At 70.3% G+C, this 24543-nt stretch carries 24 protein-coding genes; 12 read left to right on the plus strand and 12 right to left on the minus strand.

All coding sequences use genetic code 11. The features are described 5' to 3' along the window. Positions 1 to 2: 2 nt before the first annotated feature. The 4 genes from OHB21_RS25795 to OHB21_RS25810 all read right to left on the minus strand — a co-directional run bounded on the left by OHB21_RS25795 (position 3) and on the right by OHB21_RS25810 (position 2785). Positions 3 to 158, minus strand: a complete 156-nt coding sequence (locus OHB21_RS25795; RefSeq protein WP_157115811.1) for a hypothetical protein — start codon at positions 156 to 158, stop codon at positions 3 to 5. A gap of 79 nt (positions 159 to 237) precedes the next feature. Beyond that, positions 238 to 540 (minus strand): hypothetical protein, encoded by a 303-nt coding sequence (locus OHB21_RS25800; protein WP_195125883.1) that lies wholly within the window; start codon positions 538 to 540, stop codon positions 238 to 240. A gap of 37 nt (positions 541 to 577) precedes the next feature. Next, positions 578 to 967, minus strand: a complete 390-nt coding sequence (locus tag OHB21_RS25805; protein ID WP_195125884.1) for a hypothetical protein — start codon at positions 965 to 967, stop codon at positions 578 to 580. Positions 968 to 1003: 36 nt separating this feature from the next. Further along, complete coding sequence (locus OHB21_RS25810; protein ID WP_195125885.1) at positions 1004 to 2785, minus strand: hypothetical protein; 1782 nt, start codon at positions 2783 to 2785, stop codon at positions 1004 to 1006. A 257-nt stretch (positions 2786 to 3042) separates the two neighbouring features. On the opposite strand from OHB21_RS25810, the gene OHB21_RS25815 reads away from it, so the two are divergent. Next, a complete protein-coding gene (locus tag OHB21_RS25815; RefSeq protein ID WP_067506543.1) occupies positions 3043 to 4245 on the plus strand; it encodes an argininosuccinate synthase in 1203 nt (400 codons plus the stop codon). Positions 4246 to 4396: 151 nt separating this feature from the next. Next, positions 4397 to 5818 (plus strand): argininosuccinate lyase, encoded by a 1422-nt coding sequence (gene argH / locus OHB21_RS25820; protein ID WP_067506540.1) that lies wholly within the window; start codon positions 4397 to 4399, stop codon positions 5816 to 5818. Between the two features lie 146 nt (positions 5819 to 5964). Here argH and OHB21_RS25825 read toward each other — a convergent pair whose 3' ends face one another. Both OHB21_RS25825 and OHB21_RS25830 read right to left on the minus strand, forming a co-directional pair. Then, positions 5965 to 6711 (minus strand): 2-phosphosulfolactate phosphatase, encoded by a 747-nt coding sequence (locus tag OHB21_RS25825; RefSeq protein ID WP_195125886.1) that lies wholly within the window; start codon positions 6709 to 6711, stop codon positions 5965 to 5967. 25 nt (positions 6712 to 6736) lie between these two features. Further along, a complete protein-coding gene (locus OHB21_RS25830) occupies positions 6737 to 7408 on the minus strand; it encodes a hypothetical protein (protein WP_067506533.1) in 672 nt (223 codons plus the stop codon). A 60-nt stretch (positions 7409 to 7468) separates the two neighbouring features. Here OHB21_RS25830 and OHB21_RS25835 point away from each other — a divergent pair, with 60 nt between their 5' ends. Next, positions 7469 to 7792, plus strand: a complete 324-nt coding sequence (locus OHB21_RS25835; RefSeq protein ID WP_067506530.1) for a DMT family transporter — start codon at positions 7469 to 7471, stop codon at positions 7790 to 7792. A 52-nt stretch (positions 7793 to 7844) separates the two neighbouring features. On the opposite strand, the gene OHB21_RS25840 is transcribed toward OHB21_RS25835, so the two are convergent. The 3 genes from OHB21_RS25840 to OHB21_RS25850 all read right to left on the minus strand — a co-directional run bounded on the left by OHB21_RS25840 (position 7845) and on the right by OHB21_RS25850 (position 11089). Beyond that, positions 7845 to 8462: a Uma2 family endonuclease gene (locus OHB21_RS25840; RefSeq protein WP_228791453.1), complete on the minus strand. Its 618-nt coding sequence runs from the start codon at positions 8460 to 8462 to the stop codon at positions 7845 to 7847. Positions 8463 to 8816: 354 nt separating this feature from the next. Continuing rightward, positions 8817 to 10037, minus strand: a complete 1221-nt coding sequence (ilvA, locus tag OHB21_RS25845) for a threonine ammonia-lyase (RefSeq protein ID WP_067506527.1) — start codon at positions 10035 to 10037, stop codon at positions 8817 to 8819. Between the two features lie 119 nt (positions 10038 to 10156). Then, positions 10157 to 11089 (minus strand): ABC transporter substrate-binding protein, encoded by a 933-nt coding sequence (locus OHB21_RS25850; RefSeq protein WP_324192146.1) that lies wholly within the window; start codon positions 11087 to 11089, stop codon positions 10157 to 10159. Between the two features lie 67 nt (positions 11090 to 11156). Here OHB21_RS25850 and OHB21_RS25855 point away from each other — a divergent pair, with 67 nt between their 5' ends. Genes OHB21_RS25855 through OHB21_RS25865 form a run of 3 tightly spaced genes read left to right on the plus strand, consistent with a single transcriptional unit; the run spans position 11157 to position 14096 of the window. After that, positions 11157 to 12221, plus strand: coding sequence for a FecCD family ABC transporter permease (locus OHB21_RS25855; protein ID WP_324192148.1), 1065 nt, complete (start codon positions 11157 to 11159; stop codon positions 12219 to 12221). Then, on the plus strand, positions 12218 to 13276 hold the full coding sequence (locus tag OHB21_RS25860; protein WP_067506523.1) for a FecCD family ABC transporter permease: 1059 nt from the start codon (positions 12218 to 12220) through the stop codon (positions 13274 to 13276). Before OHB21_RS25855 ends, OHB21_RS25860 begins: the two co-directional genes overlap by 4 nt. Then, a complete protein-coding gene (locus OHB21_RS25865; protein ID WP_195125887.1) occupies positions 13269 to 14096 on the plus strand; it encodes an ABC transporter ATP-binding protein in 828 nt (275 codons plus the stop codon). The genes OHB21_RS25860 and OHB21_RS25865 overlap by 8 nt, the downstream gene beginning before the upstream one ends. Before the next feature lie 30 nt (positions 14097 to 14126). Here OHB21_RS25865 and OHB21_RS25870 read toward each other — a convergent pair whose 3' ends face one another. Next, positions 14127 to 15299 carry a serine hydrolase domain-containing protein gene (locus OHB21_RS25870; RefSeq protein ID WP_195125888.1) on the minus strand — a complete coding sequence of 391 codons (1173 nt, stop codon included), beginning with the start codon at positions 15297 to 15299 and terminating at the stop codon, positions 14127 to 14129. Between the two features lie 144 nt (positions 15300 to 15443). On the opposite strand from OHB21_RS25870, the gene OHB21_RS25875 reads away from it, so the two are divergent. The 5 genes from OHB21_RS25875 (at position 15444) to crcB (ending at position 19517) form a co-directional block, all read left to right on the plus strand. Beyond that, complete coding sequence (locus OHB21_RS25875) at positions 15444 to 16166, plus strand: GntR family transcriptional regulator (RefSeq protein ID WP_067506785.1); 723 nt, start codon at positions 15444 to 15446, stop codon at positions 16164 to 16166. An 84-nt stretch (positions 16167 to 16250) separates the two neighbouring features. Then, positions 16251 to 17735: an NCS1 family nucleobase:cation symporter-1 gene (locus tag OHB21_RS25880; RefSeq protein ID WP_195125889.1), complete on the plus strand. Its 1485-nt coding sequence runs from the start codon at positions 16251 to 16253 to the stop codon at positions 17733 to 17735. Further along, complete coding sequence (locus tag OHB21_RS25885) at positions 17735 to 18466, plus strand: aspartate/glutamate racemase family protein (RefSeq protein WP_067506513.1); 732 nt, start codon at positions 17735 to 17737, stop codon at positions 18464 to 18466. Before OHB21_RS25880 ends, OHB21_RS25885 begins: the two co-directional genes overlap by 1 nt. A gap of 215 nt (positions 18467 to 18681) precedes the next feature. Then, positions 18682 to 19158, plus strand: a complete 477-nt coding sequence (locus tag OHB21_RS25890; RefSeq protein WP_067506508.1) for a fluoride efflux transporter FluC — start codon at positions 18682 to 18684, stop codon at positions 19156 to 19158. After that, positions 19155 to 19517 carry a fluoride efflux transporter CrcB gene (gene crcB / locus OHB21_RS25895; protein ID WP_067506504.1) on the plus strand — a complete coding sequence of 121 codons (363 nt, stop codon included), beginning with the start codon at positions 19155 to 19157 and terminating at the stop codon, positions 19515 to 19517. Before OHB21_RS25890 ends, crcB begins: the two co-directional genes overlap by 4 nt. A gap of 474 nt (positions 19518 to 19991) precedes the next feature. Here crcB and OHB21_RS25900 read toward each other — a convergent pair whose 3' ends face one another. Further along, complete coding sequence (locus OHB21_RS25900) at positions 19992 to 20342, minus strand: hypothetical protein (protein WP_067506501.1); 351 nt, start codon at positions 20340 to 20342, stop codon at positions 19992 to 19994. 319 nt (positions 20343 to 20661) lie between these two features. Then, the gene (gene idi / locus OHB21_RS25905) at positions 20662 to 21225 is read right to left on the minus strand and encodes an isopentenyl-diphosphate Delta-isomerase (protein WP_067506498.1); all 564 of its coding nucleotides are present in this window, start codon (positions 21223 to 21225) and stop codon (positions 20662 to 20664) included. A gap of 268 nt (positions 21226 to 21493) precedes the next feature. Here idi and OHB21_RS25910 point away from each other — a divergent pair, with 268 nt between their 5' ends. Then, a complete protein-coding gene (locus tag OHB21_RS25910; RefSeq protein ID WP_067506494.1) occupies positions 21494 to 24481 on the plus strand; it encodes an acyl-CoA synthetase in 2988 nt (995 codons plus the stop codon). Positions 24482 to 24543: the final 62 nt, after the last annotated feature.

Here is a 24543-nt window from a genome sequence, read left to right on the forward strand (position 1 = left end):
GATCAGGCGAACGGGTACTGCCCGCCGCCTCCGCCGCGCCCGCCCTGACCCGGGTCGGCGACGCGGAGGATATCGGCGATCAGGTCGATGACGGCCTGTCCCACGGAGAGCACCCCGTGCCCGATGACGCTGAAGTCCTGTGCCAAGCCTTGCAGCATGTCGGCCACCCCTTCGTACGCTAGGTCGGTACATCTACCAGCGTGACACAAAGTCGGCGACGGCGTGCCGGGATCGGCATCAGGTGAGCGCCACGGCGAGCCGGTCGGTGGCGTCGACGAGCCAGGCGGGGTCGCCGTGGCGGCGGCCCCAGAAGGATTCGCCGACCAGGCCCGCCTGCATCCAGCGGCGGACGTGGTCGACGTCCAGCCCGGCGGCGTCGCTGTAGAGGGTGAGCAGGCGGCGGGCCCGCCGTTTCGGGTCGGGACCGAGCATGAGCTCGGTGAAGCGGGTGCTGCGCAGCGCGTTGAGTGCGGCGATCCACGCCCGCCGGGACTCGTCCTCGATCCCCTTGCGCGCGAAGGGTTCCGAAATCTCGATCACCGCGAAATCCTCGGACTGGTCTGCGCGGCAGGCATGCTCACTGCGTGAACCCGCGCACCCTCTCGAACAGGTCCGCGATCTTGGTGAGCGTGTCGAGGTTCAGCAGCGCGGCCGGAATCCGCCTGCGCAGGCGGTCCCAGCGGCCGCGGGCGCGGTCCAGATCGGGTTCGGGATCCTCGAGCGCGTCCAGCACGTCGTCCACATCGGCGGGCTCGGCGTCGGCGCCCTCCGTCTCGGTGAGATGCCCACGCAGCGCGGCGAGTTCGGCGCGCAGCTCGGTGAGCGCGTCACGCAGGGCCGCTTGGTCGCCGCCGGTGGTCGTCACGCCGCCGTGGATGGTGCCGGTGTTGCCGGAGCCGCCGATGTTTCCCGCGACCACCTGCCCGCCGTCGATCCGGACGGTGTTGTCGGACGGTTCCTCTGGCATCTGTCGAATCCTTTCCGGAGTACGCATGAACGAAATTCACTGGCCTGGAGTGGAATTGGCGGAAAACCCGGAGGTGCCGGTGGTCGGCGCGGCGCCGGTGGTGACCGCTCCCTGATTCCCGCTACCGCCCACGCTGCCCGCGATGACCGTGCAACCGTTCATGACGGTCGCGTTATTGATCTGGGTGACCATGGAGCTGAACGCGTCGGTGGCAACGCCTTGCGCGGTGAGGAACCGCTGGATGGCGTCGAGCACCCGTTGTTCGAGGATCTTCAGGTACCGGTCGGCATCGGTCTCCTGGAAGAAGTTCGGGAACTCCATGCCCGTGCCGATCTCGCGCACCGTGGCGGCGACGCCGAGCGAATGCGCCACCCGCTCCGGGGTGTCCAACCGGCCGCGCCCGGCGCCCCGCAGATCGCGGCCCCACCGCCACAGATCGGCCACCCGCCGCCGGATCGAGGCCGGGGCGAGCGCCAGATCGCCGAGCGCCCGCCACAGCGCGTAGAGGGCGGGCAGGGTGGGCGGCGTGTCCACCGTGCGGTACCGCGACCAGATCGGCGGGAGCACGAAACCGTTCCACTCCAGGTAGAGCGTGCGGCGCTCGTATCCGACGTGCAGGTACCCCGAACACGCGACCTCACGCTCCCACGACTCCACGCGGAAGCACCGGTAGAACCGCAACCATTCCGGGGACCGGTCGTAGAGCCCGTGCCAATACCGTTCCGCCAGTGTGGGATCGCGGCGTGCCTCGAGTTCGCGGAAGAAGTAGCGCGCGTCGGGATAGTGCAGGATGTGCCCGGCCGAGAGCAGCGCTGTGTCCCGGATCTCGAGCCCGGCGAACCGGCCGCCGGGCGAGAGGTCGGGTGCCTTGCGCAGGGCGTCCACGTCGTCGGCGATCGCGCGGTGCAGATCGCCCGCCGTGAACTCCGGCATCGGCGCGCCCGGTGTCGCCGCGGCCGGGTGCAGTTCGATCGCCTGCGACCAGGTCCGGACCCGCGCGCCCGCACCGACGAACGGGTCGTGCCCGCGATAGATGATCAGGTTGCGGGGCAGCGCTTCCCGATTCCGTTCCTCCTCGGCGTCGATGCGCCGCAGTCGCGCCTCGAACGGCCTGCAGGCCAGCGTGACGAATTCCCGTGGCGGGGCGTCCGGATCGAAACGCCCGAAACGGAAGCGCCGGTCGGCGAGCACCCACGGCAGATAGCGCAGGACGAACAGCACGCAGAGCATGGCGAGCGCGAGGGCGACCACGGGGAAGCCGAGCCGGCCGATGTAGACGTAGCCGATGGGGGTGTCGACCACCGGGGTTTCGATCCCCAGATTGATCCGCACCGCCGCGCCCACGTACACGACGGGCATCACGATCAGGAACGAGTAGACGGTGAAGACCGGCAGCCACAGCGCGGCCGTCGGGCCCCACGTCGCGCCGCGGTCCGGTGGGGCCTGCGGCCGGTTCGCCTGACGGTTGCGGCGGATCCGCGCGACGAGCCAGCCGCCGGTGCGCCACGCCAGTCCCGAGGCCAGCCACAGCAGCACCAGCCCCGGGCTGAGCACGAAGGTGATCAGCAGCAGGACCAGCAGCGCGGCCGACCCGATCCGGCGCGCGGCCTGGGCGGCGACCGCCTCGCGCAGCACCACCGACGCGCGCACGCCGGGGGAGTGCAGCACCATCCGGCAGGGCTCGGCGAGACACTCCTCGACCAGTTCGTCGGCCAGTTCGGCGTCCAGGTGGGCCGCCGCCGCGAGGTAGCGGGTGGCCTCGTCTCCGGGGTCGATCAGCGCGGGTGCGACGTGGGCGTCGTCGGGGTTCGCGGTCACTTCGATCCATCCCCTGCGAAGCGAATTCCGTTGTAGCCCAGAGATTACCAGCCGGAGTGGGCGTGTCGTGCGGGTTTGCGCGGCCCGGCCGGGACCCGCCGGACCACCCCCCGTTGTGAATGGGATTGCATCGTCGTGCATAATCATTTGCAGCATTGGTTGTGGGTTCGGCCGGCGGATGCCGACCGGCCCGTGCCGCCCCGGCGCGCAGACCGGGCACCCTTCACACACGCACGAAACCGAGGAGCATCGCAGATATGTCCGAGCGCGTCGTACTCGCCTACTCCGGTGGGCTGGACACCTCCGTCGCCATCAGCTGGATCGGCAAGGAGACCGGCGCCGAGGTGGTGGCGGTCGCCATCGACCTGGGCCAGGGCGGCGAGGACATGAACGTGGTGCGCCAGCGCGCCCTGGACTGCGGCGCCGTCGAGGCCGTGGTGGTCGACGCCCGCGACGAGTTCGCCGACGAGTACTGCCTGCCCACCATCCAGGCCAACGCCCTCTACATGGGCGAATACCCGCTGGTCTCCGCGATCAGCCGCCCGCTCATCGTCAAGCACCTGGTGGAGGCCGCCAAGTTCCACGGCGCCACCACCGTCGCGCACGGCTGCACCGGCAAGGGCAACGACCAGGTGCGTTTCGAGGTCGGCATCGGCGCGCTGGCGCCCGACCTGAACGTCATCGCGCCGGTCCGCGACTACGCCTGGACCCGCGAGAAGGCCATCGCCTTCGCGGAGGAGAACAGCCTCCCCATCAACGTCACCAAGAAGTCGCCGTTCTCCATCGACCAGAACGTGTGGGGCCGCGCCGTCGAGACCGGGTTCCTCGAGGACCTGTGGAACGCGCCGACCAAGGACGTCTACGACTACACCGCCGACCCGACGGTGAACTTCGAGGCCCCCGACGAGCTCATCATCACCTTCGACAAGGGCGTGCCGGTCGCCATCGACGGCCGCCAGGTGAGCGTGCTCGAGGCCATCGTGGAACTCAATCACCGCGCGGGCCGTCAGGGCGTCGGCCGCCTCGACATGGTCGAGGACCGGCTGGTCGGCATCAAGAGCCGCGAGATCTACGAGGCGCCGGGCGCGATCACCCTGATCGCCGCGCACCAGGCGCTCGAGCACGTCACCATCGAGCGCGAGCTGGGCCGCTACAAGCGGCAGGTCGAGCAGCGCTGGGGCGAGCTGGCCTACGACGGCCTGTGGTTCTCCCCGCTCAAGCGCGCGCTGGACGCCTTCGTGCAGGACACCCAGCAGCACGTCTCGGGCGACATCCGGATGGTGCTGCACGGCGGCAGCGCCGTCGTCAACGGCCGCCGCTCCGAGCAGTCGCTCTACGACTTCAACCTCGCCACCTACGACGAGGGCGACACCTTCGACCAGTCGCTGGCCAAGGGCTTCGTGCAGATCCACGGCCTGTCGTCGAAGGTCGCGGCCAAGCGGGACCTGAACCAGAAGTAGGCCCGAGGGTTCACTCGCTTCCTGGAGGGCCGGTGCGCGAGCGCATCGGCCCTCCGTTCGGCGCGTGTCCAGGCTGCGGTGCGCGCTCGGACCCCGGCTACGGTAGGTGCGACGCGAGCCCGACACCACACATCCGAGGAGACAGCACACGATGACGCAGAGCGGCAGCACGAACACCGGCGCCCTCTGGGGCGGGCGGTTCGCGTCCGGCCCGGCCGAGGCGATGGCCGCGCTGAGCAAGTCGACCCACTTCGACTGGGCGCTCGCGCCCTACGACATCCGCGCGTCGAAGGCGCACGCGCGCGTGCTGCACAAGGCCGGTCTGCTGTCGGAGAGCGACCTGGCCGGGATGCTCGCGGGACTGGACCGGCTCGCCGAGGACGTGGCCTCGGGCGCGTTCGGGCCCGCCGACTCCGACGAGGACGTGCACGGCGCGCTCGAGCGCGGGCTCATCGAGCGGGTCGGCGCCGAGCTGGGCGGCAGGCTGCGCGCCGGACGGTCCCGCAACGACCAGGTGGCGACGCTGTTCCGGATGTGGTTGCGCGACGGCGTGCGCCGCGTCGCGGCCGGTGTGCTGGACGTGGTGGACGCGCTCGTCGCCCAGGCCGCCGCGCACCCCGACGCGGTGATGCCCGGCAAGACCCACCTGCAGGCGGCCCAGCCCGTGCTGCTCGCCCACCACCTGCTCGCGCACGCCCACCCCCTGCTGCGCGATATCGACCGGCTGCGCGATTTCGACCGCCGCGCGGCGGTCTCGCCGTACGGGTCGGGCGCGCTGGCCGGGTCCTCGCTCGGGCTCGACCCCGAGGTGATCGCGGCGGACCTGGATTTCGATGCGGCGGCGGGCAATTCGATCGACGCGACCTCGTCGCGGGATTTCGCGGCGGAGGCCGCGTTCGTGCTCGCCATGATCGGCGTGGACCTGAGCCGGATGGCCGAAGAGGTGATCATCTGGAGCACACCGGAATTCGGGTACGTGACGCTGGCCGACGCCTGGTCGACCGGGTCGTCGATCATGCCGCAGAAGAAGAACCCCGACGTGTCGGAGCTGACGCGCGGCAAGGCGGGCCGGCTCATCGGCAACCTCACCGGACTGCTGGCGACGCTGAAGGCGCAGCCGCTCGCCTACAACCGTGACCTGCAAGAGGACAAGGAACCCCTCTTCGATTCCGTCGCGCAGCTCGAACTCCTGCTGCCCGCCATCGCCGGTCTGGTCGCCACCCTGACCTTCCACACCGATCGCATGGCTGAACTCGCGCCCGCCGGTTTCACCCTCGCCACCGACATCGCCGAATGGCTTGTGCGCCAAGGTGTCCCGTTCCGCGTCGCGCACGAGGCGGCGGGCGCGTGCGTGCGGGCGGCCGAAGCGCGCGGCGTGGGCCTCGACGAACTCACCGACGAGGAGTTCGCCGCACTCGATCCGGCCCTCACCCCCCAGGTCCGCGACGTGCTCACCGTCCAGGGCTCCATCGCCTCCCGCAACGCCCGCGGCGGCACCGCAGGCGCCCAGGTCGCGATCCAGCTGGCCGAGGTCCGCGACGCCGCCACCGCGGCCCGCACCTGGCTCTCCTGACAGATCAGCCCGGAGCACGGACGGGAGCATGCGGACCGTTACTGCGGACCGCTTGCCGTGTGGGTGTTGGTGCGTTTCCGCTAGTTCGAACCGTGTGGGACACGGGTCGGCGGTGGTGCCGATTCGGTAGGTCGGGTCGCCAGAGCTCAGACGGCGGTGAACGCTCCGTCGGTGAGTAACGGGACCGCCGTGCTCGAATCGAGTTCCGCGGCGATCGCGACGTCGTCGGCGAATCCGCCCTCGATCAGTTCGCGGCCGGAGGCGCAGGTGGTGAGGGTTGTGGTGAGGTCGGGGGTGTGGGTGAAAGTGGTTGCGGCCAGGGTGGATTCAGGGGAGAGGTGGTCGGTGAGGGCGGCGAGGAGGGCGCCCGCGCCGAGGAGGTCTTCGATCGCGGGGCGGAGGGTGTCGTCGGGCCAGCGTTCACCCGCGGCGATCACCGTGACCGGGTGATCCGGTGTGCCCCAGCCTTGTTCGCGGATCCAGCGGGCGACGGCGGTGGCGTTGCGGAGGGAGCAGGCCAGGACCGGGGTGCCGGGCACGGCGGCGGCGATGGCAGAACCGTTGGGGGAGGGGAGAACCAGGCGCGGCACGGCCGGGGCGCGGCGCAGGGCGGCGGGGGAGAGCGACCACGGGTGATCGTCGGTGATGTCGCGGCGGCGGACGGCGAGAACCGCATCGTGGTCGGCGGCGAAGCCCGCGGCGCGGTTGTCCCGCACGGGGAACGGGTAGACGCGGGTGCCCTTCGCCACGGCGACGCCGACCGCCGTGGTGAACGACAGCACGTCCACGACGACGAGACACGCACTGCGCGCGGCCAGCGCACGGGCGCCCGACGGCCCCCACTCGAAGCGGACACCATACGAATCCTGCGCGAACCACGGGTCTACCGACACCGGAGTTTTTGTAGCACAGGGATCGTCAGGCGCGTTGCCCGAGCAGCTTCGCGACGCGCAGGATCGGGGTGACCAGATCGGGGATGTCACCGCCGGTGTCGAGCCGGCCCGGACGGTAGGTGATGAGTTCGCGGCCCGCGACGCTCCACCGGGGTACTTCCCCGGCCAGGTGCGCTTCGATCAATTCCGGACTCAGCAGCAGGCGTGCGGAGTGCGGATCGACCGCCGTGACCACGAACCGGCCGTCGAAACTGTCGTGGCCGGTGGGCACCGGGTCGTCCCCGAACGGGGCCGTGCCCAACCGCATGAACTCGGTGCGGTCGGTGACCGCGACAGGTGGATACGGGTGCGGCATCGCGACCACCACCGCCACACAGTGATACGTCACCGTGGTGAGCGTCGACCCGGACCCGGTGCGGAGCCGGTATTCGTGCTCGGCCACCGTGACGCGGCGGCCCTCGAACTCGCCGTCGAGTGTGAGACCCAGCACGCCCTCGGCCGCGTGGCCGGGCAGGCGCGCCATCCACGCGGCGCGCGAGTGGGGTGCGATCCGCCAGCCGCGCCGCCGCCCCCACTCCTGCGGAGTCGAGGTGTCGACGCGGCGATTTCGCGCCGTCAGCGACACCAGCGCGGCGAGGCCAGCCACTACCAGCACCGCCACGAACACCGGAAAACCGATCCGGAACGCTTCTTCCACGGTCTACCACCTCCTCGTGCGGCGCTGCTCCCATTGTCGGGCACTCACTACGCTTCGGTCATGACCTTGCTGTTTCTCGCCGTGGCGATCGCCTCCGAAGTCACCGCGACCGTCTCGCTCAAGCTGTCGGAGGGCTTCACCAAGCTGATCCCCTCGATCGTGGTCGTGATCGGCTACGGCACGGCCTTCTTCTTCCTCGCGCAAGCGCTCAAGCGTGGCATGCCGGTGGGTGTGGCGTACGGCATCTGGTCCGCCGTCGGCGTGGCGGCCATCGCGATCATCGGGGTGCTGTTCCTGGAGGAACGCCTCACCCTCGTGCAGGTCGGCGGTATCGGGTTGGTGATCGTGGGCGTGCTCGCCCTGGAACTCGGCGGCGCGCACTGATGGCGGACAGCCGGGCGTCGAGACGGCCCGGCGGCCCGGGATCAGGGGCGGCTCAGAGGAATTCGGCGGTGTCGAGCTCGAAGCCGAACGGGTCGGGCAGTGCCAGCCGGGCGCCGAACTTCGCGGTGGCGAGTTGCGCGTAGGCGCCGTTGGACGGTTCCCAGAAGACGGTGACCTCGCCGCGATGCCGGTCCACCAGCAGATACACCGGAATCGCCGCCTGGGCGTAGGCGTCGCGCTTCTCGACGCGGTCCACCTCGGCGTCACGGTCGCGACCCGAGGTGATCTCCACGATCATCTGCACGCCGGACGGATCGGCCCAGGACGGTTCGCCGCGGAAGTAACCGCGGCGCGCGACCGCGCCGTCGACCCGGGAGCGGCCTTCGCGGTACGCGGGGATGCGCAGTCCTCGTCCGTGGAAGAACTCCGCCTCCGAGCCGGACAGAACCTGATTGCGAATAGTCGCCGCGAACTCGTCGTGCTCGCCGTCGGGGACGGGTACCACGTAGATCCTCCCGTTGATCAGCTCGAGTGATACCTCTTCCGTCGACGCGCGTTCCAGCACCTCGAACTCCGCGAGGCTCACGTCGGTGTCCTGGATGCCCATGCCCTCAGGGTAGCCCGGCGGCGGGTGATCCGACCGGGACTCGGGCCCGATGATGATCGCCATACTGTCTCCTCCTCGATCACGAAACGATGCTGTTCACCGTGATCGACGTGCGGGTTCGCCATTCGGTTCCACGACACGCGAGAGTGGCGGCGCGTCCCGCGACTCGCCGGATCGCGTCGGGTTCCCCGGAAGCATCCGCGTCGGAGCCCGGCAGATTCGCCGGCGAGTCGAGGGCTGGTCACCGCCGGTGACGGTTGATTCCCCCGCGTCACGTTCTTCGCAGGCACAGGCACAGGTCGAATCATCGTGTCGACCGTGATGTCCGTAGGTCGGTCGCCGGATGCGCACCGGAGCCGCGATGTCTCGACGAACCACTGTCGGATCACACCGGCAGGCTGAGCGGCGCAGGGTCCTTCAATCCTGTGCGCGCACCGCGTATCCCGCGCGCTCGAGCGCATCCGAGACGGTGTCGCGGTGGTCGGGCCCGCGGGTTTCGAGGGTGAGGCCGACCTCCACTTCGTCGACCGCGAGCCAGGTTCCGGTGCGGGAGTGGACGACGTCGACCACGCTGGCGCCGGTGGCGCCGACGACGGAGAGCAGGCCGCCGAGGGCGCCGGGGCGGTCCGAGATGGTCACGCGCAGGGCGAGGTAGCGGCCCGCGACGCTGAGGCCGTGCCCGATCAGGCGGGTGAGCAGCAGCGGGTCGATATTGCCGCCGGACAGGATCGCGCACACCGGCTCGCGCAGGTCCAGTTCGCCGGGCGGCAGGCTCATCAGCGCGGCGACGGCCGCGGCACCCGCCGGCTCCACGATCAGCTTCGCGCGCTCCAGGCAGAGCAGCAGCGCCGTGGACAGCGCCTCCTCGTCCACCGTGACGATGGTGGGCCGGTGGGCGGTGACGTGCGCGAACGGCACCTCGCCGGGCAGACCTACCGCGATGCCGTCGGCCATGGTCGACAACCGTTGCGCGCGAACGGGCTTGCCCTCGGTGAGCGACACCGGCCAGGCGGCGGCCTCGGCGGCCTGCACCCCGATCACCCGCACGTCCGGCGCCAGTTCCGCCAAGGCTAGCGCGACCCCGGCGAGCAGACCGCCGCCGCCGGTCGGCACGAGCACCGTCCCGACGTCCGGCAATTGCTCGAGGATCTCCAGTCCGACGGTCGCCTGCCCGGACACGATGTCGGGGTGGTCGAACGGGTGGATCAGCGTGGCGCCGGTGTGGGCGGCGAAATCCAGTGCGGCGTCGAGCGCTTCATCGATCGTCGCGCCGACCTGGCGCACCTGCGCGCCGTAGGCCTTGGTGGCGGCCAGCTTCGGCAGCGACGCGCCCACCGGCATGAAGACGGTGGAGTCGATGCCCAGCGTCGCCGCCGCCCACGCCACGCCCTGCGCGTGATTACCCGCGCTGGCCGCGACCACCCCGCGCCCCCGCTCCTCGGGCGGCAGGTGCGCGATGCGGTTGTAGGCGCCGCGCGGTTTGAACGACCCGGTGCGCTGGAGGTTCTCGCATTTCAACCACACCTGCGCCCCGCACCGCTGCGACAGCACCCGCGACGCCACCACGGGAGTCCGCCGGATCACCGGCGCCAGCAACTCCGCCGCCGCCTCGATCCGCCCGAGCCCGATCAACTCCATGCGCCCATGCTGCCACCGCGCGCCCACCCTGCCGGGGAAATGCGGCCGACGGCAGATGGAACGGGCAGCGCGGGATCGGGGTATCCCCGTGAATCAGGGGCGACCGCGTGGCCGAAACCCTATCGCGCGCTCAGCAATTCGATCTCGTCGATAATCTTGTTCGCCCCGACCACGCCGATGCCGAGCATCCACGTGTCGTCCTCCACCTCGTACGCGCGTCCCTCGCGCACGGCGGGCAGGGCGCCCCAGAGGGCGACCACGCGGTCCTTGGTGGTGGCGGTGGTGCCGGTGTAGTTGGCGTGGAACACCACATCGCCGTTGATCTGCTCGTACTGTTCGGGGTCGAGTTCGACCATGGAGTACTGGTTCCACTCGCGGTCGGGGTGGGTGAAGCCGACCTGCGCGAGGATCGATCCGGAGAACGTCGCGGGTCCGTAGAGGCGGAAGCGGTCCTCGGTGAACCGCACCATCGACACCGTCCGCCCGGCCGCGCCGATCTGCTGCCCCACGGTCTTCGCGCGCGAATCGAGTTGCGCCAGCAGGTCTTCCATCTCCGCCGACTTGCCCACGGCCTCGGCGGTGAGCCGCGCCTGCTCGTGCCAGTTGGTGCCCGAGCTCTCCGAGAACACCGTCGGCGCGATCCCGTCGAGCTGGGTGTACAGCGCCTCGTGGCGGACCTTGGTGCCGATGATGAGATCGGGTTCGAGGTTGGCGATGGCGTCCAGATCCGGCTCCTGGATGGTGCCCACCGTGCCGACGCCCTCGAGCTCACCGCTCAGGTATTTCGGCGAGCCGTAGCCCATCGCGCGCTCGGTGATCGCGATCGGCCGCACGCCCAGCGCCACCAGCGCGTCGAGGTGCGGCGAATCGAGCACGACGATGCGCTCGGGTTTCTCCGGCACCGTCGTCTCACCCATCGCGTGCCGCACGAGACGACCCTCGTCGGTCTCGGTGCCGGACGACCCGCACGCCGATACCATCAACCCCACGGTGGCCAGCAGCACGCCGACCCCCGTGACCCATCGCTTCCCGCTTCTGCTCCCGATCTTCACGAGGGGTGACCTTAGCCCAGACTCACTAAGGTTGCCCTTACTGTGCCCCGGCCGGTACATTCCGCCGGTGCCTACGAGTCGTGACGCCCTGTCCGCGCCACACGACTCCCCGCCGGAGGACGCCACCCTGCGTCTCGCGCGCGGCGGTGCGGCGCTGCTGATCTCGGCGGCGGTACTGTTCGCGGTCTGCGTCGCCAGCCTCGCCCTCGGCGCGAAGTCGATCCCGATGGGCGACGTGGTGGCCGCGCTGTTCGGCCGGGGCGAGCAGAGCGTGCGCGTCATCATCGGCGACTGGCGACTGAGCCGCACGGTCGTCGGATTGGTCTGCGGTGTCGCGCTGGGCGCGGCCGGCGTGGTGATCGGGGCGCTCACCCGCAACCCCATCGCCGATCCGGGATTGCTCGGCGTCAACGCGGGCGCGGCGCTGGGCGTGGTCGTGGGTCTCACCGTGTCCGGCGGGATGGGCGTGACCGGGTACACCTGGTTCGCGTTCGCGGGTGCGGGTGTGGCGGCGGTGCTCGTGTATCTGCTGTCGATGATCGGACGGTCGACGGCCTCGCCCCTGCGGCTCGCGCTGTCGGGTGTGGCGCTGGCCGCGGTGCTGTCGGGCGTCACGCAGTTGCTGGTCTTCGTGGACGAGAGCGTGCTCGACTCGTACCGGTTCTGGCGGATCGGCTCGCTGGCCGCCCGCGATCTCGACGACACGCTTCCGCTGATCCCGTACGTGCTCGGAGCGGCCCTGCTGGCGCTGGCGCTGTGCCGCGCGTTCAACGCCCTGAGCCTCGGCGACCGGACCGCCGCCGCGCTGGGGGTGAATCTCGGCCTGATCCGGTTCCTGGGCTTCGTCGTGGTCACCGTGCTGTGCGGCGCGGCGACGGCGCTCGCGGGCCCGATCGCGTTCGTCGGCCTGCTCGTGGTCCACATCGCGCAGTACCTGGTGGGTTCGGACTACCGCCTGCTGGTCCCGCTGTCGATGCTCCTCGCGCCCACGCTGCTACTGGGCGCGGATGTGCTGGGACGGGTGATCGCCGACGGGGGACCGGTGCCCGTCGGCGTGATGACCGCGTTCGTCGGCTGTCCCGCGCTCATCGCACTCATCGTCTGGAGCACCCGGATGGGAGCCGGATCATGACCGTCACGGCGACCGGGATCACGCCCACCGACCTCGCGGTCACCGCTGGCCCCTACACGGTGCGCTTCGATCGCCGCGCGACCGCGGTCACCGCCGTCCTCGCGGTTCTGGTGGTGCTGCTGGTCCTGGTCTCCCTCATGGTGGGCGAGTACGCCATCGGGCCCGCCGCCCTCTGGGACACCCTCACCGGCGACCCGCCGCGCCGCCTCGACCGCTTCTTCGTCTTCGACCGGCGGCTGCCACGGGCCTTGGTCGCGGTGGGCGTGGGTGGCAGCCTGGCCGCCGCGGGCGCGATCTTCCAACGGCTGCACAACAATCCGCTGGCCAGCCCCGACCTCATCGGGTTCACCAGCGGCGCGTCGTTCGGTGCGGTCTTCGTCCTGCTGTCGCTCGGCGGCAGTCTCACCATGGGCGCGATCGGCGCGGCGGTGGGCGCGCTCACCACGCTGGCGATCATCGGCGTGCTCACGGTGCTCGGCCGACTGCGCGGCGCGCGACTGGTCCTGGTCGGCATCGCGCTCGGCGCGCTGGCCACCTCGGCGACGTCGTATCTGCTGAGCCAGACGTATCTGCCGTCGGCCGCCGTCGCCCACACCTGGCTGATCGGCTCGCTCAGCGGGCGCGGCTGGGGGCACGTCGCGACCGTCGCGGCGGGCATCGCGCTGGTGACGCCGCTGCTCATCGTGTTCGAGCGCGCTTTTCGTGCCCTGGATCTGGGCGACACCGTGGCGGCCACGCTCGGCGTGCGCGGCGGGCGGGCGCGTATGGGCCTCATGCTCGCAGCGACCGTGCTGGTCGGGCTGGCCGTGGCCGCCGCGGGCCCGATCGCGTTCATCGCACTGGCCGCACCGCATATCGCGCGCGGACTCACCCGCACACCCGGCGCGGGCATCGTGGCCGCCGCCTGCACCGGCGCGCTCCTGCTCGGCGTGAGCGACCTGGTCGCCGAACACGCCTTCCCCGCACCGGTTCCCGTCGGCGTCGTGACGGTGAGCATCGGCGGGGTGTTCCTGCTCTGGCTGCTGGTACGGGAAGGTCTACGTCATCGTGTCTGAATCGAGCGCCACCGCCCCGGTCGTGGGCGGCGCGGCACGCCTGCGCGGCGAGGCGGTGCGCGTCTCCTACGGCGACCGCGCCGTCCTGCACGACGTGGACATCGCCGTCCCCGACGGACGGTTCACCGTCATCATCGGGCCCAACGCGTGCGGGAAGTCGACGATGCTGGCCGCCCTGGGCCGCTTGCTGCGCCCCGGCTCGGGTTCGGTCGTGCTGGACGGCAAGGCGATTCACTCCTACTCGACCAAGGAGACCGCGCGCCGCCTCAGCCTGTTGCCGCAGGCGCCCGGCGCGCCGGACGGCATCCTGGTCGGCGATCTCGTCTCCCGCGGCCGCTACCCGCACCAAGGGCTGCTGCGCCAGTGGTCCGACGAGGACGCCGCCGCCGTCGCCGAGGCGCTGGCGGCGACCGGGACGACCGAGCTGCGGCATCGTCGCGTGGACGAACTGTCCGGCGGGCAGCGCCAGCGCGTGTGGATCGCGATGGTGCTCGCCCAGACCACCTCGATCGTGCTGCTGGACGAGCCGACCACCTATCTCGACATCAGCCACCAGATCGACGTGCTCGACCTGTGCGAGCGGCTGTACGTCGAGCACGGCCGCACGGTGGTGGCGGTGCTGCACGACCTCAACCTGGCCGCCCGCTACGCCACCGACCTCATCGCCATGCGCGACGGGCGCGTCGTCGGCCGGGGCAGTCCGCGCGAACTCGTCACGCCCGAACTGGTCCGTGAGGTGTTCGACCTCGACTGCGTGGTGATCGACGACCCGCTGACCGGCGCCCCGATGATCGTCCCGGGACGCCGGGCGGCGCGGTAGGTCCGGCGCGGGCAGGCGAACCGGTGCGAGCTACCCCGCGTCGCGAGCCAGGTGATGCGCGATCGCGCCCAATCTGGCCAGGCGCGCGTCACCGAGCGGTGTGAGCTTGCCGCCGAGCCGGTTGGTCACGAAGCCCAGCGACATGCCCGTGGCCGGGTCGGCGAACGCGCCCGAACCGCCGAGACCGAAGTGGCCGAACGCCGAAATCGGTTCGGCCTTGGACGGTTTCATCGGCACACCGTGGAATCCGAGTCCCCACGGGATGCGGAACGCCAGCACGTAGTCGGGCGTGAACACCTGCCGGGTGCGCATCGCCTCGATCGTCTCCGGCCGCAGCAGCTGGTAGCCGCCGAGGCTGCCGCCGTTGGCCAGCGCGCCGTAGAGGCGGGCCAGCGCGCGGGCCGAGAACACGCCGTTGACGCCCGGCATCACCGAATCGTGCAGGCGCGGATCGGCCATCATCTCCGCGAACCCGCGCGGGGTGGTGTCGACGGCCGCCGCCAGCCGGGTGCGGCCCATCAGGCGCGCACCGGTCTCCCAGCTCAGCCCCGCCACCGTGAGCGCGGGGAAGTTGGGCGCGATCCTGGACCGCTGCGACTCCGGCACCCGGAACCAGAGTTCTTCCGCGCCAAGGGGTTCGGCGATCTCGGTGCGCAGCAGCTCGGTGAAGTCGCCGCCCACCCGGCGCACCAGCTCGGCGACCAGGTGCCCGAAGCTGATGCCGTGGTAGCCGCTGGTGACCGTGTGGCGGGGGTCGGGCGCGGCGGCGGCGAGGGCGGCCGTGACCGCCGCGTCGTCGAAGAAGGCGTCCACCGGGCCGGGCAGCAGGCCGCGCAGGCGGTGCAGTCCGGCGCGATGGCTGAGCAGTTCCCGCACCGTGATGCGGTCCTTGCCCGCGGCGGCGAATTCGGGCCAGTACTCGGCGACCGCCTTGTCGTAGTCGAGGAGGCCGCGTTCGGCCAGCCGGTGCAGCAGGGTGGCGGCCACGCCCTTGCCGGTCGAATAGGCCACGGCGACCGTGTCCTGGCGCCACGGTTCGCCCGGCGCCGCGTAGCCGGCCCACACGTCCACCACCGGTTCGCCGTGCAGGTAGACCGTGAGCGCGCCGCCGCCGTCGCCCGGCCTGCGGAAGAGGCGGTCGAATTCGGCCACCAGGCGCACGAATCGGCGGTCGACCAGCTGTGCCGTCGGAGTTGTGGTCATCGTCGTCCTTTCTCCGTTCCACTGGACAGCGTACGAGAAACGGCGGCGTGGCGGACCTCACAGTCGGTTTCGGTTGACGGTGCGTTTTCGTGAGCGTCACACAGCGCCCCGCGATCGCAACACGGCTGCTCTAGCGTGATCGCCATGCCGCCACGCAGACGTTCGGCTTTGCTGGCTCGATTGGTCGTCGACGAGCCGGGCAGGCCGCAGATCATTCTCGGTGAGCTGCGCCGGGTGATTCTCGACGGCGCGGTGCCACCCCGTACGCCGATTCCGCTGCGCGAAGTCGCCGAATTGTTCGGCGTCAGCCACATTCCCGTGCGCGAGGCGCTGAAAACGCTGCTGGGAGAAGGGCTGGTGACCCACGAACCGAACGGCGGATACGAAGTCGCCCAGCTCACCGCCGCGGAACTGCGCGAAATGTATATCGTGCGCGAGACATTGGAGACGGCCTCGCTCGCCGCCGCCCTGCGCCAGGCCACCGAGGCCGACCGCGCCGAACTGCTCGCGGTGAACGCCAAGCTGGAAGAGGCGCTGCGCGACGACGATCCGGTGGCCTACCAGCGCATGTCACGGAAGTTCCACGTGGCGCTGACCAGGCCGTCGCGGATGTTCCGCCTGCTGCACATGCTCGAATCCGCGTGGAACGTCACCGAACCGGTACAGAGTATGGTGCACGTCGAGCGCGCCGACCGGGAGCGCCTGCACACCGATCACGTGCTCATGCTCGACGCCTTCCTGGCCGGCGATATCGACCGCCTGCTGCTGGTCGCCGAGGCGCACCACCGCAGGCTCGAATCCGTCATCGCGACCCTGCCCACCGACACCGGGCTGCTGGCCCCGGAAGATATATCGGTCGCGCAATAACCGGGCAACGATCGCGCAATTACCGGGCAATGGGTGCTTCCTACCGTCGATGCGTTCCACGTTTCACCTCGGATGGGAAACACCATGACCGACACGATCACCCCGCCCGCCGCACCGGCGACCACGGCGGAGGCCGACTACGATCCGCGGCTGACGAATGCGGATCTCGCGCCACTGCGCACCCAGAAATGGGGCTCCTACAACATCTTCGCGTTCTGGATGTCCGATGTGCACAGCGTCGGCGGCTATGTCACGGCGGGCAGCCTGTTCGCCCTCGGCCTGGCCAGCTGGCAGGTGCTGGCCGCGCTGCTGATCGGCATCACGATCGTCTATTTCTTCTGCAATCTGGTCGCCAAGCCGAGTCAGGTGACGGGTGTGCCGTACCCGGTGATCTGCCGCAGCGCGTTCGGTGTGCTCGGCGCGAACATTCCCGCGATCATCCGCGGATTGATCGCGGTGGCCTGGTACGGAATTCAGACATTCCTCGCCTCGGCCGCGCTGGATGTGGTTCTGGTGAAACTGTTTCCGGGACTCGCGCCCTACGCCGTGGTCGAGGACTACGGATTCCTCGGGCTGTCGCTGCTCGGCTGGGGCAGCTTCATGATCCTGTGGGTGCTCCAGGCGTGCGTGTTCTGGCGTGGGATGGAGTCGATCCGCAAGTTCATCGACTTCTGCGGCCCCGCGGTGTATGTCGTGATGTTCATCCTGTGCGGATACCTGATCTCCCAGGCCGGTTGGGGCGCCATCGATCTCAGCCTCGGCGCGGTGGAGCACACGGGCTGGTCCTCGGTGCCGGTGATGCTCGGCGCGATCGCGCTGGTGGTGTCGTACTTCTCCGGTCCGATGCTGAACTTCGGCGACTTCTCCCGCTACGGACGGACTTTCGCGGCGGTGAAGCGCGGCAACTTCCTCGGCCTGCCGATCAACTTCCTGCTGTTCTCGGTGCTGGTGGTGGTGACCGCCTCGCTGACACTGCCGGTCTACGGCGAACTGATCACCGATCCGGTGGAGACGGTGGCGCGCATCGACAACACGTTCGCGATCGTGTTGGGCGCGTTGACATTCGCCATCGCCACCATCGGCATCAATATCGTCGCCAACTTCATCTCGCCGGCGTTCGACTTCTCCAACGTGAGCCCGCAGCGCATCAGCTGGCGCGCCGGCGGCATGATCGCGGCGGTGGGCTCGGTGCTCATCACACCGTGGAACCTCTACAACAACCCCGACGTCATCCACTACACCCTCGAGGTACTCGGCGCGTTCATCGGCCCGCTGTTCGGTGTGCTCATCGCCGACTACTACCTGATCAAGAAGCAGCGCGTGCACGTCGACGACCTGTTCACCATGTCGCCGACCGGAACCTACTGGTACACCAAGGGATACAACCCGGCCGCGATCGCCGCGACGGCGCTGGGCGCGGCGCTGGCGGTGATCCCGGTGCTGGCCAACAAGCTGCCGGGCATGGCGACCACGGCGCAGTACAGCTGGTTCATCGGCTGCGGCGTCGGATTCGTCGCCTACTACCTGATCGCCACCCGCCGCACGGCCGCGAAGGAGGCGGTCGCCTGATGCGCATCCGGGTCGTCAACCCGAACACCACGCGGGCGATGACCGACCTGATCGAGCGGTGTGCCGGGGCCGTCGCGGGCCCCGGCACCCGGCTCGACGCGGTGACCGCCACGATGGGCCCGCCCTCCATCGAGAGCCACTACGACGAGGCGCTGAGCGTGCCCGGCGTGCTCGACGCCATCCGGCGCGGGGAGGCCGACGGCGTCGACGGATACGTGCTGGCGTGTTTCGGCGACCCGGGATTGGACGCGGCCAGGGAATTGGCGGCCGGTCCCGTGGTCGGGATCGCGGAAGCGGCCATGCGCACCGCCGCCCATCTGGGGCGCGGCTTCAGCGTCGTCACCACCCTCGGACGTACCGCGGGCCGCGCCGCCGACCTGGCCGACCGGTACGGGATGCGGCGGTTCTGCCTCGGCGTGCACGCCTGCGAACTGCCGGTCCTGTCGCTGCACACCGACCCCGACGCCCGCAAGATCATCACCGAAGCCTGCCGCACCGCCGTCGAGACCGACGGCTCCGACGCCGTCGTGCTCGGCTGCGCCGGCATGGCGGATCTGTGCGCGCACCTGCGCGAGGAGATCGGCGTCCCGGTGGTCGACGGGGTCGCGGCGGCGACGCTCACCGTGCAGTCCTTGGTGGCGCAGGGGTTGCGCAAGAGCGGGCGCGGGGAGTTCGCGTCGCCGCCGCCGAAGGAGTATGTGGGGTTGCTGCGGGATTTCGGCACCGGATAGGTGAGCCGGACTGGTCGGGTAGGTTGCGCCCGGCCGCCCTCCACGCCGTGATCCCGCACACGGGTTCTGCCGGTGTCGCGTGCCGGGCCGGTATGGTGTCGCGTATGCGGCGGTGGGGCTCGCCGCTTCGGACACCGGTCCGGAACAACCGCGGCGCCGTCGCCGCCAACGGTCCCTACACCATGACCTCGCGGTATGTGGAGTAGGAGACGTGTATGACCGGTCCGATCGATCCCGATGTCGACCTTCACGAACCCGCGCAACGGCGGGAACTCCTCCGCACGCACGGCGCGGTGCTCGCCGTGGTGGCGGTGGGCGCTGGGCTCGGCTCGCTGGCGCGGTTCGGGTTGGCGACCTGGTGGCCGACCGGGGTGGGCGGGTTCCCGTGGTCCACGTTCACCGTGAATGTGGTGGGCTGCTTCCTCATCGGCGTGCTGATGATCGTCATCACCGAAGTCCGGATGGCACACCCGCTGGTGCGGCCGTTCCTCGGCGTCGGCGTGCTCGGCGGGTTCACCACGTTCTCGGCCTATGCCGCGGACATTCGCGTGCTGATCGAATCCGGCCACCTTCCGCTGGGGATGCTGTATCTGGCGGCGACCTTGCTGTGCGCGCTCCCCGCCACAGCGAGCGCTGTCGCGCTGACGCGATTCGCCCACCGGCGGGCCCTGCTCCGGAGGAGGGTGGCATGACCGTCCTGGCGGTGTTGCTCGGCGCGATGGTCGGCGCGCCCCTGCGCTACCTCACCGACCGGGCCGTACAAGCGCGGCACAGCGGCCTATTCCCTTGGGGGACAATGGTGGTCAACGTGGTCGGGTGCTTCGTGATGGGCGCCGTCGCCGGTGCCGCGCTCTCCCACACGTGGACGGCGGTGCTGGGCACCGGGTTCTGCGGCGCACTCACCACCTACAGCACCTTCGGCTACGAGACGATCCGCCTCATGGAGGTGCGCGCGTACCGGTACGCCGTGCTGAACGTGAGCGCGTCGGTGGTGGCGGGATTGGGTGCGGTCGCGCTGGGAGCGTACGCGGCGGGTGTGTTGTCCGGGTGACCGCGTCGAGGCGCTGATTGGCCGGGCACGCTGCTCAGCCGGGCACATCACTCGGCGGGACACACCGCTCGGCTGGGCACACCGGTCATCCGGACACGCCGATCAGCCGAGCGTCCGCACTCCCTCACAGGTCGTCGTGCCGTCCGGCGGGTCGTACCGGATCGCCCGTGCCTGTGGGTTCGGTGGCGGTCCGACCAGGGTTGTGCGGTATGCGGCCTGCGATTCCGGGATCGGGTTCGGGGACAACCGAGGTTCGCCGACTGAGAGCGGCAGTGCCTTTGCGGCTGGATGGGTTACGTGGGCGAAACGGGTTTTCTCAGGATGGCAGCCCGGGGGAGGGGAGTGGCGTGCTCGCAACGACGACGCCCACGGACTCGAAGAGGTGAGTCCGTGGGCGGTGTCGTGTCGAGTGCCTGGCCAACAGAGTCGGCCCGGATCGGCCGGTGCGAACTGTCGCGCCCCAACTGATTCCGGTCAGGCGGCGACCGCTCGGCGGAGGAGGTGCAGGGTGGTGTCGGGCTCGGGCACATCCACCACCAGGCGGGTGAATTCGGTGCCGGAGAGTTCGATGCGGATGCCGGAGCCGTCGAAGCGGGTGTCCCAGAACTCTTTTCGGCCCTTGCCGCGGAAGGTGCCCGCGGCGATCACGCCGGGGAAGAAGGTGCCGGGAGCGCGAACCCACGGCGGGCGCAGATCCACTTCGGCGGGGACGACGGCGGTGATGTCACGCAGGTCGAAGGTGAGTTCGTCGCGCAGCGCCAGCAGTTTGTGTCCACCGCGCACCCGGACCGTCACCGTCGTTCCCGTGACTTCGATATCCACCATGACGCACCTCGCAATCGCCCCCGGATTCCGTACGCCTTCCAGCTTCGGTGGCGCCCCTGGTGAGAGGCTGTGCCGATCCTGTGATTTCCCCAAGCATCGAGAGAGATTCTGATACATAGATATACGCATCAACGCATGTAATATGCCAGCTCTGGGGGTCGACCTGATCAACACCAGCTCCGTTCCAAAACAACGCAGACGGCGGAAACGCCGAATCGTCGGCAAGACGACGAGACCAAAGGTGATCGGCCCGCAGGGGAGGGCGACGCTCGAATGATCGCTCGGTGTCGTCGCCCGACCGATCCTCGGCGCGACCGGCCTACTGAACCGCCCGCCCGACCAACGCGATCCGCAACACGTCGCCCAACCACGGCGTGTAGTCCCCGGGAACCGACTCCATCCGCGCCCGCAGCTGATCCGGCGCAACCCAGGCGACCGTCGCCACCTCGGCGGGATCGAGCCTCGGCCGTTCCCCGTTCAGCATCCCGACCAGCACGTGATCCCACTCGTGCTCCACCCGCCCGGTCGCGGGATCGGTCGCCTGGTACCGGAACACGCCCACCTCGGTGAGGGCGGTGGCCAGTCCGAGCTCTTCGTCGAGCCGCACGCCGGCCGCCACGTCGACCGGCTCACCGGGCGCGGGATGCCCGCAGCAGGTGTTGGCCCACAGCAACGGAAATCGCGTCTTCACCGCCGCCCGCTGCTGGAGCAGCACCCGGCCTTCGTCGTCGAACAGCAACACCGAGAACGCGCGATGCAGCAGGCCGGGAGCTCGGTGCGCCTCGGCCACCGGGCACGCGCCGACCGCGCGCCCCGCCGCGTCGACCAGCTCGACGGGCAGAGCCTCGCGATCGGTCAGCGGCGCGGTGAGGGTCTCGGTCACCTCCCCACCATATCGGCGGCCGGGTGCCGCGCACGGTGGCGCGGCGGAGAACACACTCGGTGCGGCGCGGCTACGATGCGGCGACCTTCCTGATCGCGGCTGTGGACCGGCCCCTCCGCGGCGCCCTGAGTGTGAGTTCGGCACCCTTCGAGAGCAGGTATGTGAACGTCATGCACCCGGTGATCGGCAACACCGCAGCATGCATCCCATCACAGCCGTCACATAATTGACAGGCGATGTGGAAAGCTCATCGCAACGCGTCGGGGCAATGTGGTGCGTGTCACAATGCAGGGTAGGGCCAGGAGCGATCGTGAATTTGGGCAAAGACTTGGTGGGGTCGGTACAGCGGTTGATGGCGACCGCCCAGAACGGCCTGGAAGTGATCCGTTTCGGCGGGCTGACCCATGACGTCGAATCGTCGCCCTACGAGGTGGTGGAGCGGCGCCGCATGTATCGGCTGCGCCACTACTTCCCCGACGACGCCACGCCCGGCCGTCCGGTCGCGGTGCTGGTGCCACCGCTGATGGTGAACGCCGACATCTGGGACGTCAACGCCGACGGCGGCGCGGTCGGCATCCTGCACGCGGGCGGGATCGATTGCTGGGTGGTCGATTTCGGCTCCCCGGCCAGCGAGGAGGGCGGCTGGCAGCGCGACCTCGCCGACCACGTGCTCGCGGTGAACAGCGCGCTCGACACCGTGATCGAGGCCACCGGATCCGACGTGCACCTGATGGGCTACTCGCAGGGCGGCATGTTCGCCTACCAGACCACCGCCTATCGCTACGGCAAGGGCGTCGCCAGCATCGTCACCTTCGGCAGCCCCGTCGACATCGTGGCGGGAATGCCGTTCGGCCTGCCCTACGGCCTGGTGTCCGATGTCGCCGACTTCCTCGCCGACCACGTGGTGACCCGCCTGCCGATCACCGACTCGATGGTCCGCGTCGGCTTCCAGATGCTGGACCCGGTGAAGACCGCGAAGTCCCGCATCGACTTCCTGCGCCAGTTGCACGACCGCGAGGCGCTGCTGCCCAAGGAGCGGCAGCGCCGCTTCCTCAACAGCGACGGCTGGGTCGCCTACGCCGGCCCCGCGGCCGCCGATCTGCTCAAGCAGTTCGTGGCGCACAACCGGATGATGCTGGGCGGCTTCGTGATTCGCGACCAGCCGGTCTCGCTGGCGGAATTGAAATGCCCGATCCTGGCGTTCGTCGGCGAGGTCGACGACATCGGCCAGCCCGCCGCCGTGCGCGGCATCGTGCGCGCCGCGCCGAACGCCGAGGTCTACGAGGCGAGCCTGGTGGCGGGCCACTTCGGGCTGGTCGCGGGCAGCATGGCGACGAACCACACCTGGCCGATCGTGCGGCAGTGGGTGGACTGGATGGTCGGCGAGAAGCCGCTGCCGGAGGAGATCGTGCGGATGAGCGAGCATGTGCCCGGCAAACGCCCGCGCACGGCCGCCACCCGCGTGGTGCACACCGCAGCGACGCTCGCCGAGGCGGGCGCGGGCGTCGGCAAGGCGCTGGAAGGCATCGCCAGCAACACCGTGAAGGGGTCGGTGGAACTCGCGGGTGAGGCGGCGCGGGCGCTGCCCCGGTTGGCCCGCCTGGGCATGATCCAGCCGAACACCCGCATCTCGCTGGGCAAGCTGCTGGCCGAACAGTCCAAGCGGGCGCCGCTGCGCGAATGCTTCCTGTTCGACGACCGCGTGCACACCAACGCGGCGGTGAACGTGCGCATCGACAACGTGGTGCGCGGGCTCATCTCGGTGGGAATCCGGCCCGCGACGCGGGTCGGCGTCGTCATGGAGACCCGGCCGAGCGCGCTGGTGACGGTGGCGGCGCTCTCGCGGCTGGGCGCCGTGGGCGTGCTGCTCGCGCCGGGCAGCGAGCTGACCAAGGCGATCGAGCTCACCGGCGCCGAGACCGTCATCACCGATCCGGAGAACCTGCGCCACGCGGCGGCCACCGGCGCGCGGGTGCTGGTGCTCGGCGGCGGTGACGCGCGGGGCCTGGACATGCCGGTCGGCGGCGACGTGATCGACCTCGAGCAGATCGATCCCGCACAGGTGCGGTTGCCCGCGTGGTACCGCCCGAATCCGGGCAAGGCGCGGGAGCTGGCGTTCGTGCTGGTCACCGGCACGGGAGACCGCCTGGAGACCAAGTACATCACCAACCACCGGTGGGCGCTCTCGGCGTTCGGCACCGCCTCGGCGGCCGATCTGGACCGCCGCGACACCGTGTATTGCCTTGCGCCGCTGCACCATTCGTCGGGCCTGCTGGTGAGCCTCGGCGGCGCGGTCGCGGGCGGGAGCCGGATCGCGCTGGCGCGCTCGCTGGACCCGGCGCGGTTCGCCGAGGAGGTGCACCGCTATGGAGTGACCGTGGTGACCTACACCTGGACGATGCTGCGCGACATCCTCGACGCCGAGGTGTTCCCCGCCGGGCACCGCCACCCGATCCGGCTGTTCATCGGCTCCGGCATGCCCGCCGGCCTGTGGCGGCGCACGATGGACCAGTTCGAACCGGCGCGCGTGCTCGAGTTCTACGCCTCGATCGAGGGCGATGTGGTGCTGGCGAACGTGCCCGGCACGAAGGCGGGCAGCAAGGGCAGGCCGGTGCCGGGGACGGCGCGCGTGGAGCTGGTCTCCTACGACCCGATCGCGCGGCGCATCCGCACCGACGACTCCGGGTTCGCGCGCCGCTGCGCCGACAACGAGGTGGGCTTGCTGATCGGCAAGGCCTCCGAGGGCGTCGACATCTCGGCGGGCGGCATGCGCGGGGTGTTCGCCCCCAATGACGCGTGGATGCCGACGGAGAATCTGTTCCGCCGCGACTCCGACGGCGACTACTGGCTGGTGAGCCGCAAGGACACCGTCATCGTGACGCCGCGCGGCGCGGTGTTCACCCAGCCGATCGTGGACGCGCTCAACGACATCACCGCCGTCGATCTCGAGGTCGCCTACGGCCTCACCGTGAACGATCACCAGATCGCGGTCGCGGCGGTGTCGGTGCGCGACGGATTCCGGCTGGAGCCCAACGACGTGACCGAAGGCCTGCGGGCGCTGGACCCCGACCAGCGCCCCGACCTGGTGTACGTGGTGGACGAGATCCCGCGCAGCGCCACCTACCGGCCGTCGACGCGGGCGGTGCAGGCGGCGGGGCGGCCCGGCCCCGGACCGGACACCTGGTGGTACAACCGCGAGACCGACGCCTACGAGGTGCTGACCGACGAGCACGCGCGCACGCTGCTCGGCGCCTGACGCGCCGCGCGCCGGGCCGGATCGTGTTGCCGGTCCGGCGGATTCGCGCGCTGCCGGAACGC

The sequence above is a fragment of the Nocardia puris genome (genome assembly GCF_036051655.1).
Classification (GTDB): domain Bacteria; phylum Actinomycetota; class Actinomycetes; order Mycobacteriales; family Mycobacteriaceae; genus Nocardia; species Nocardia puris.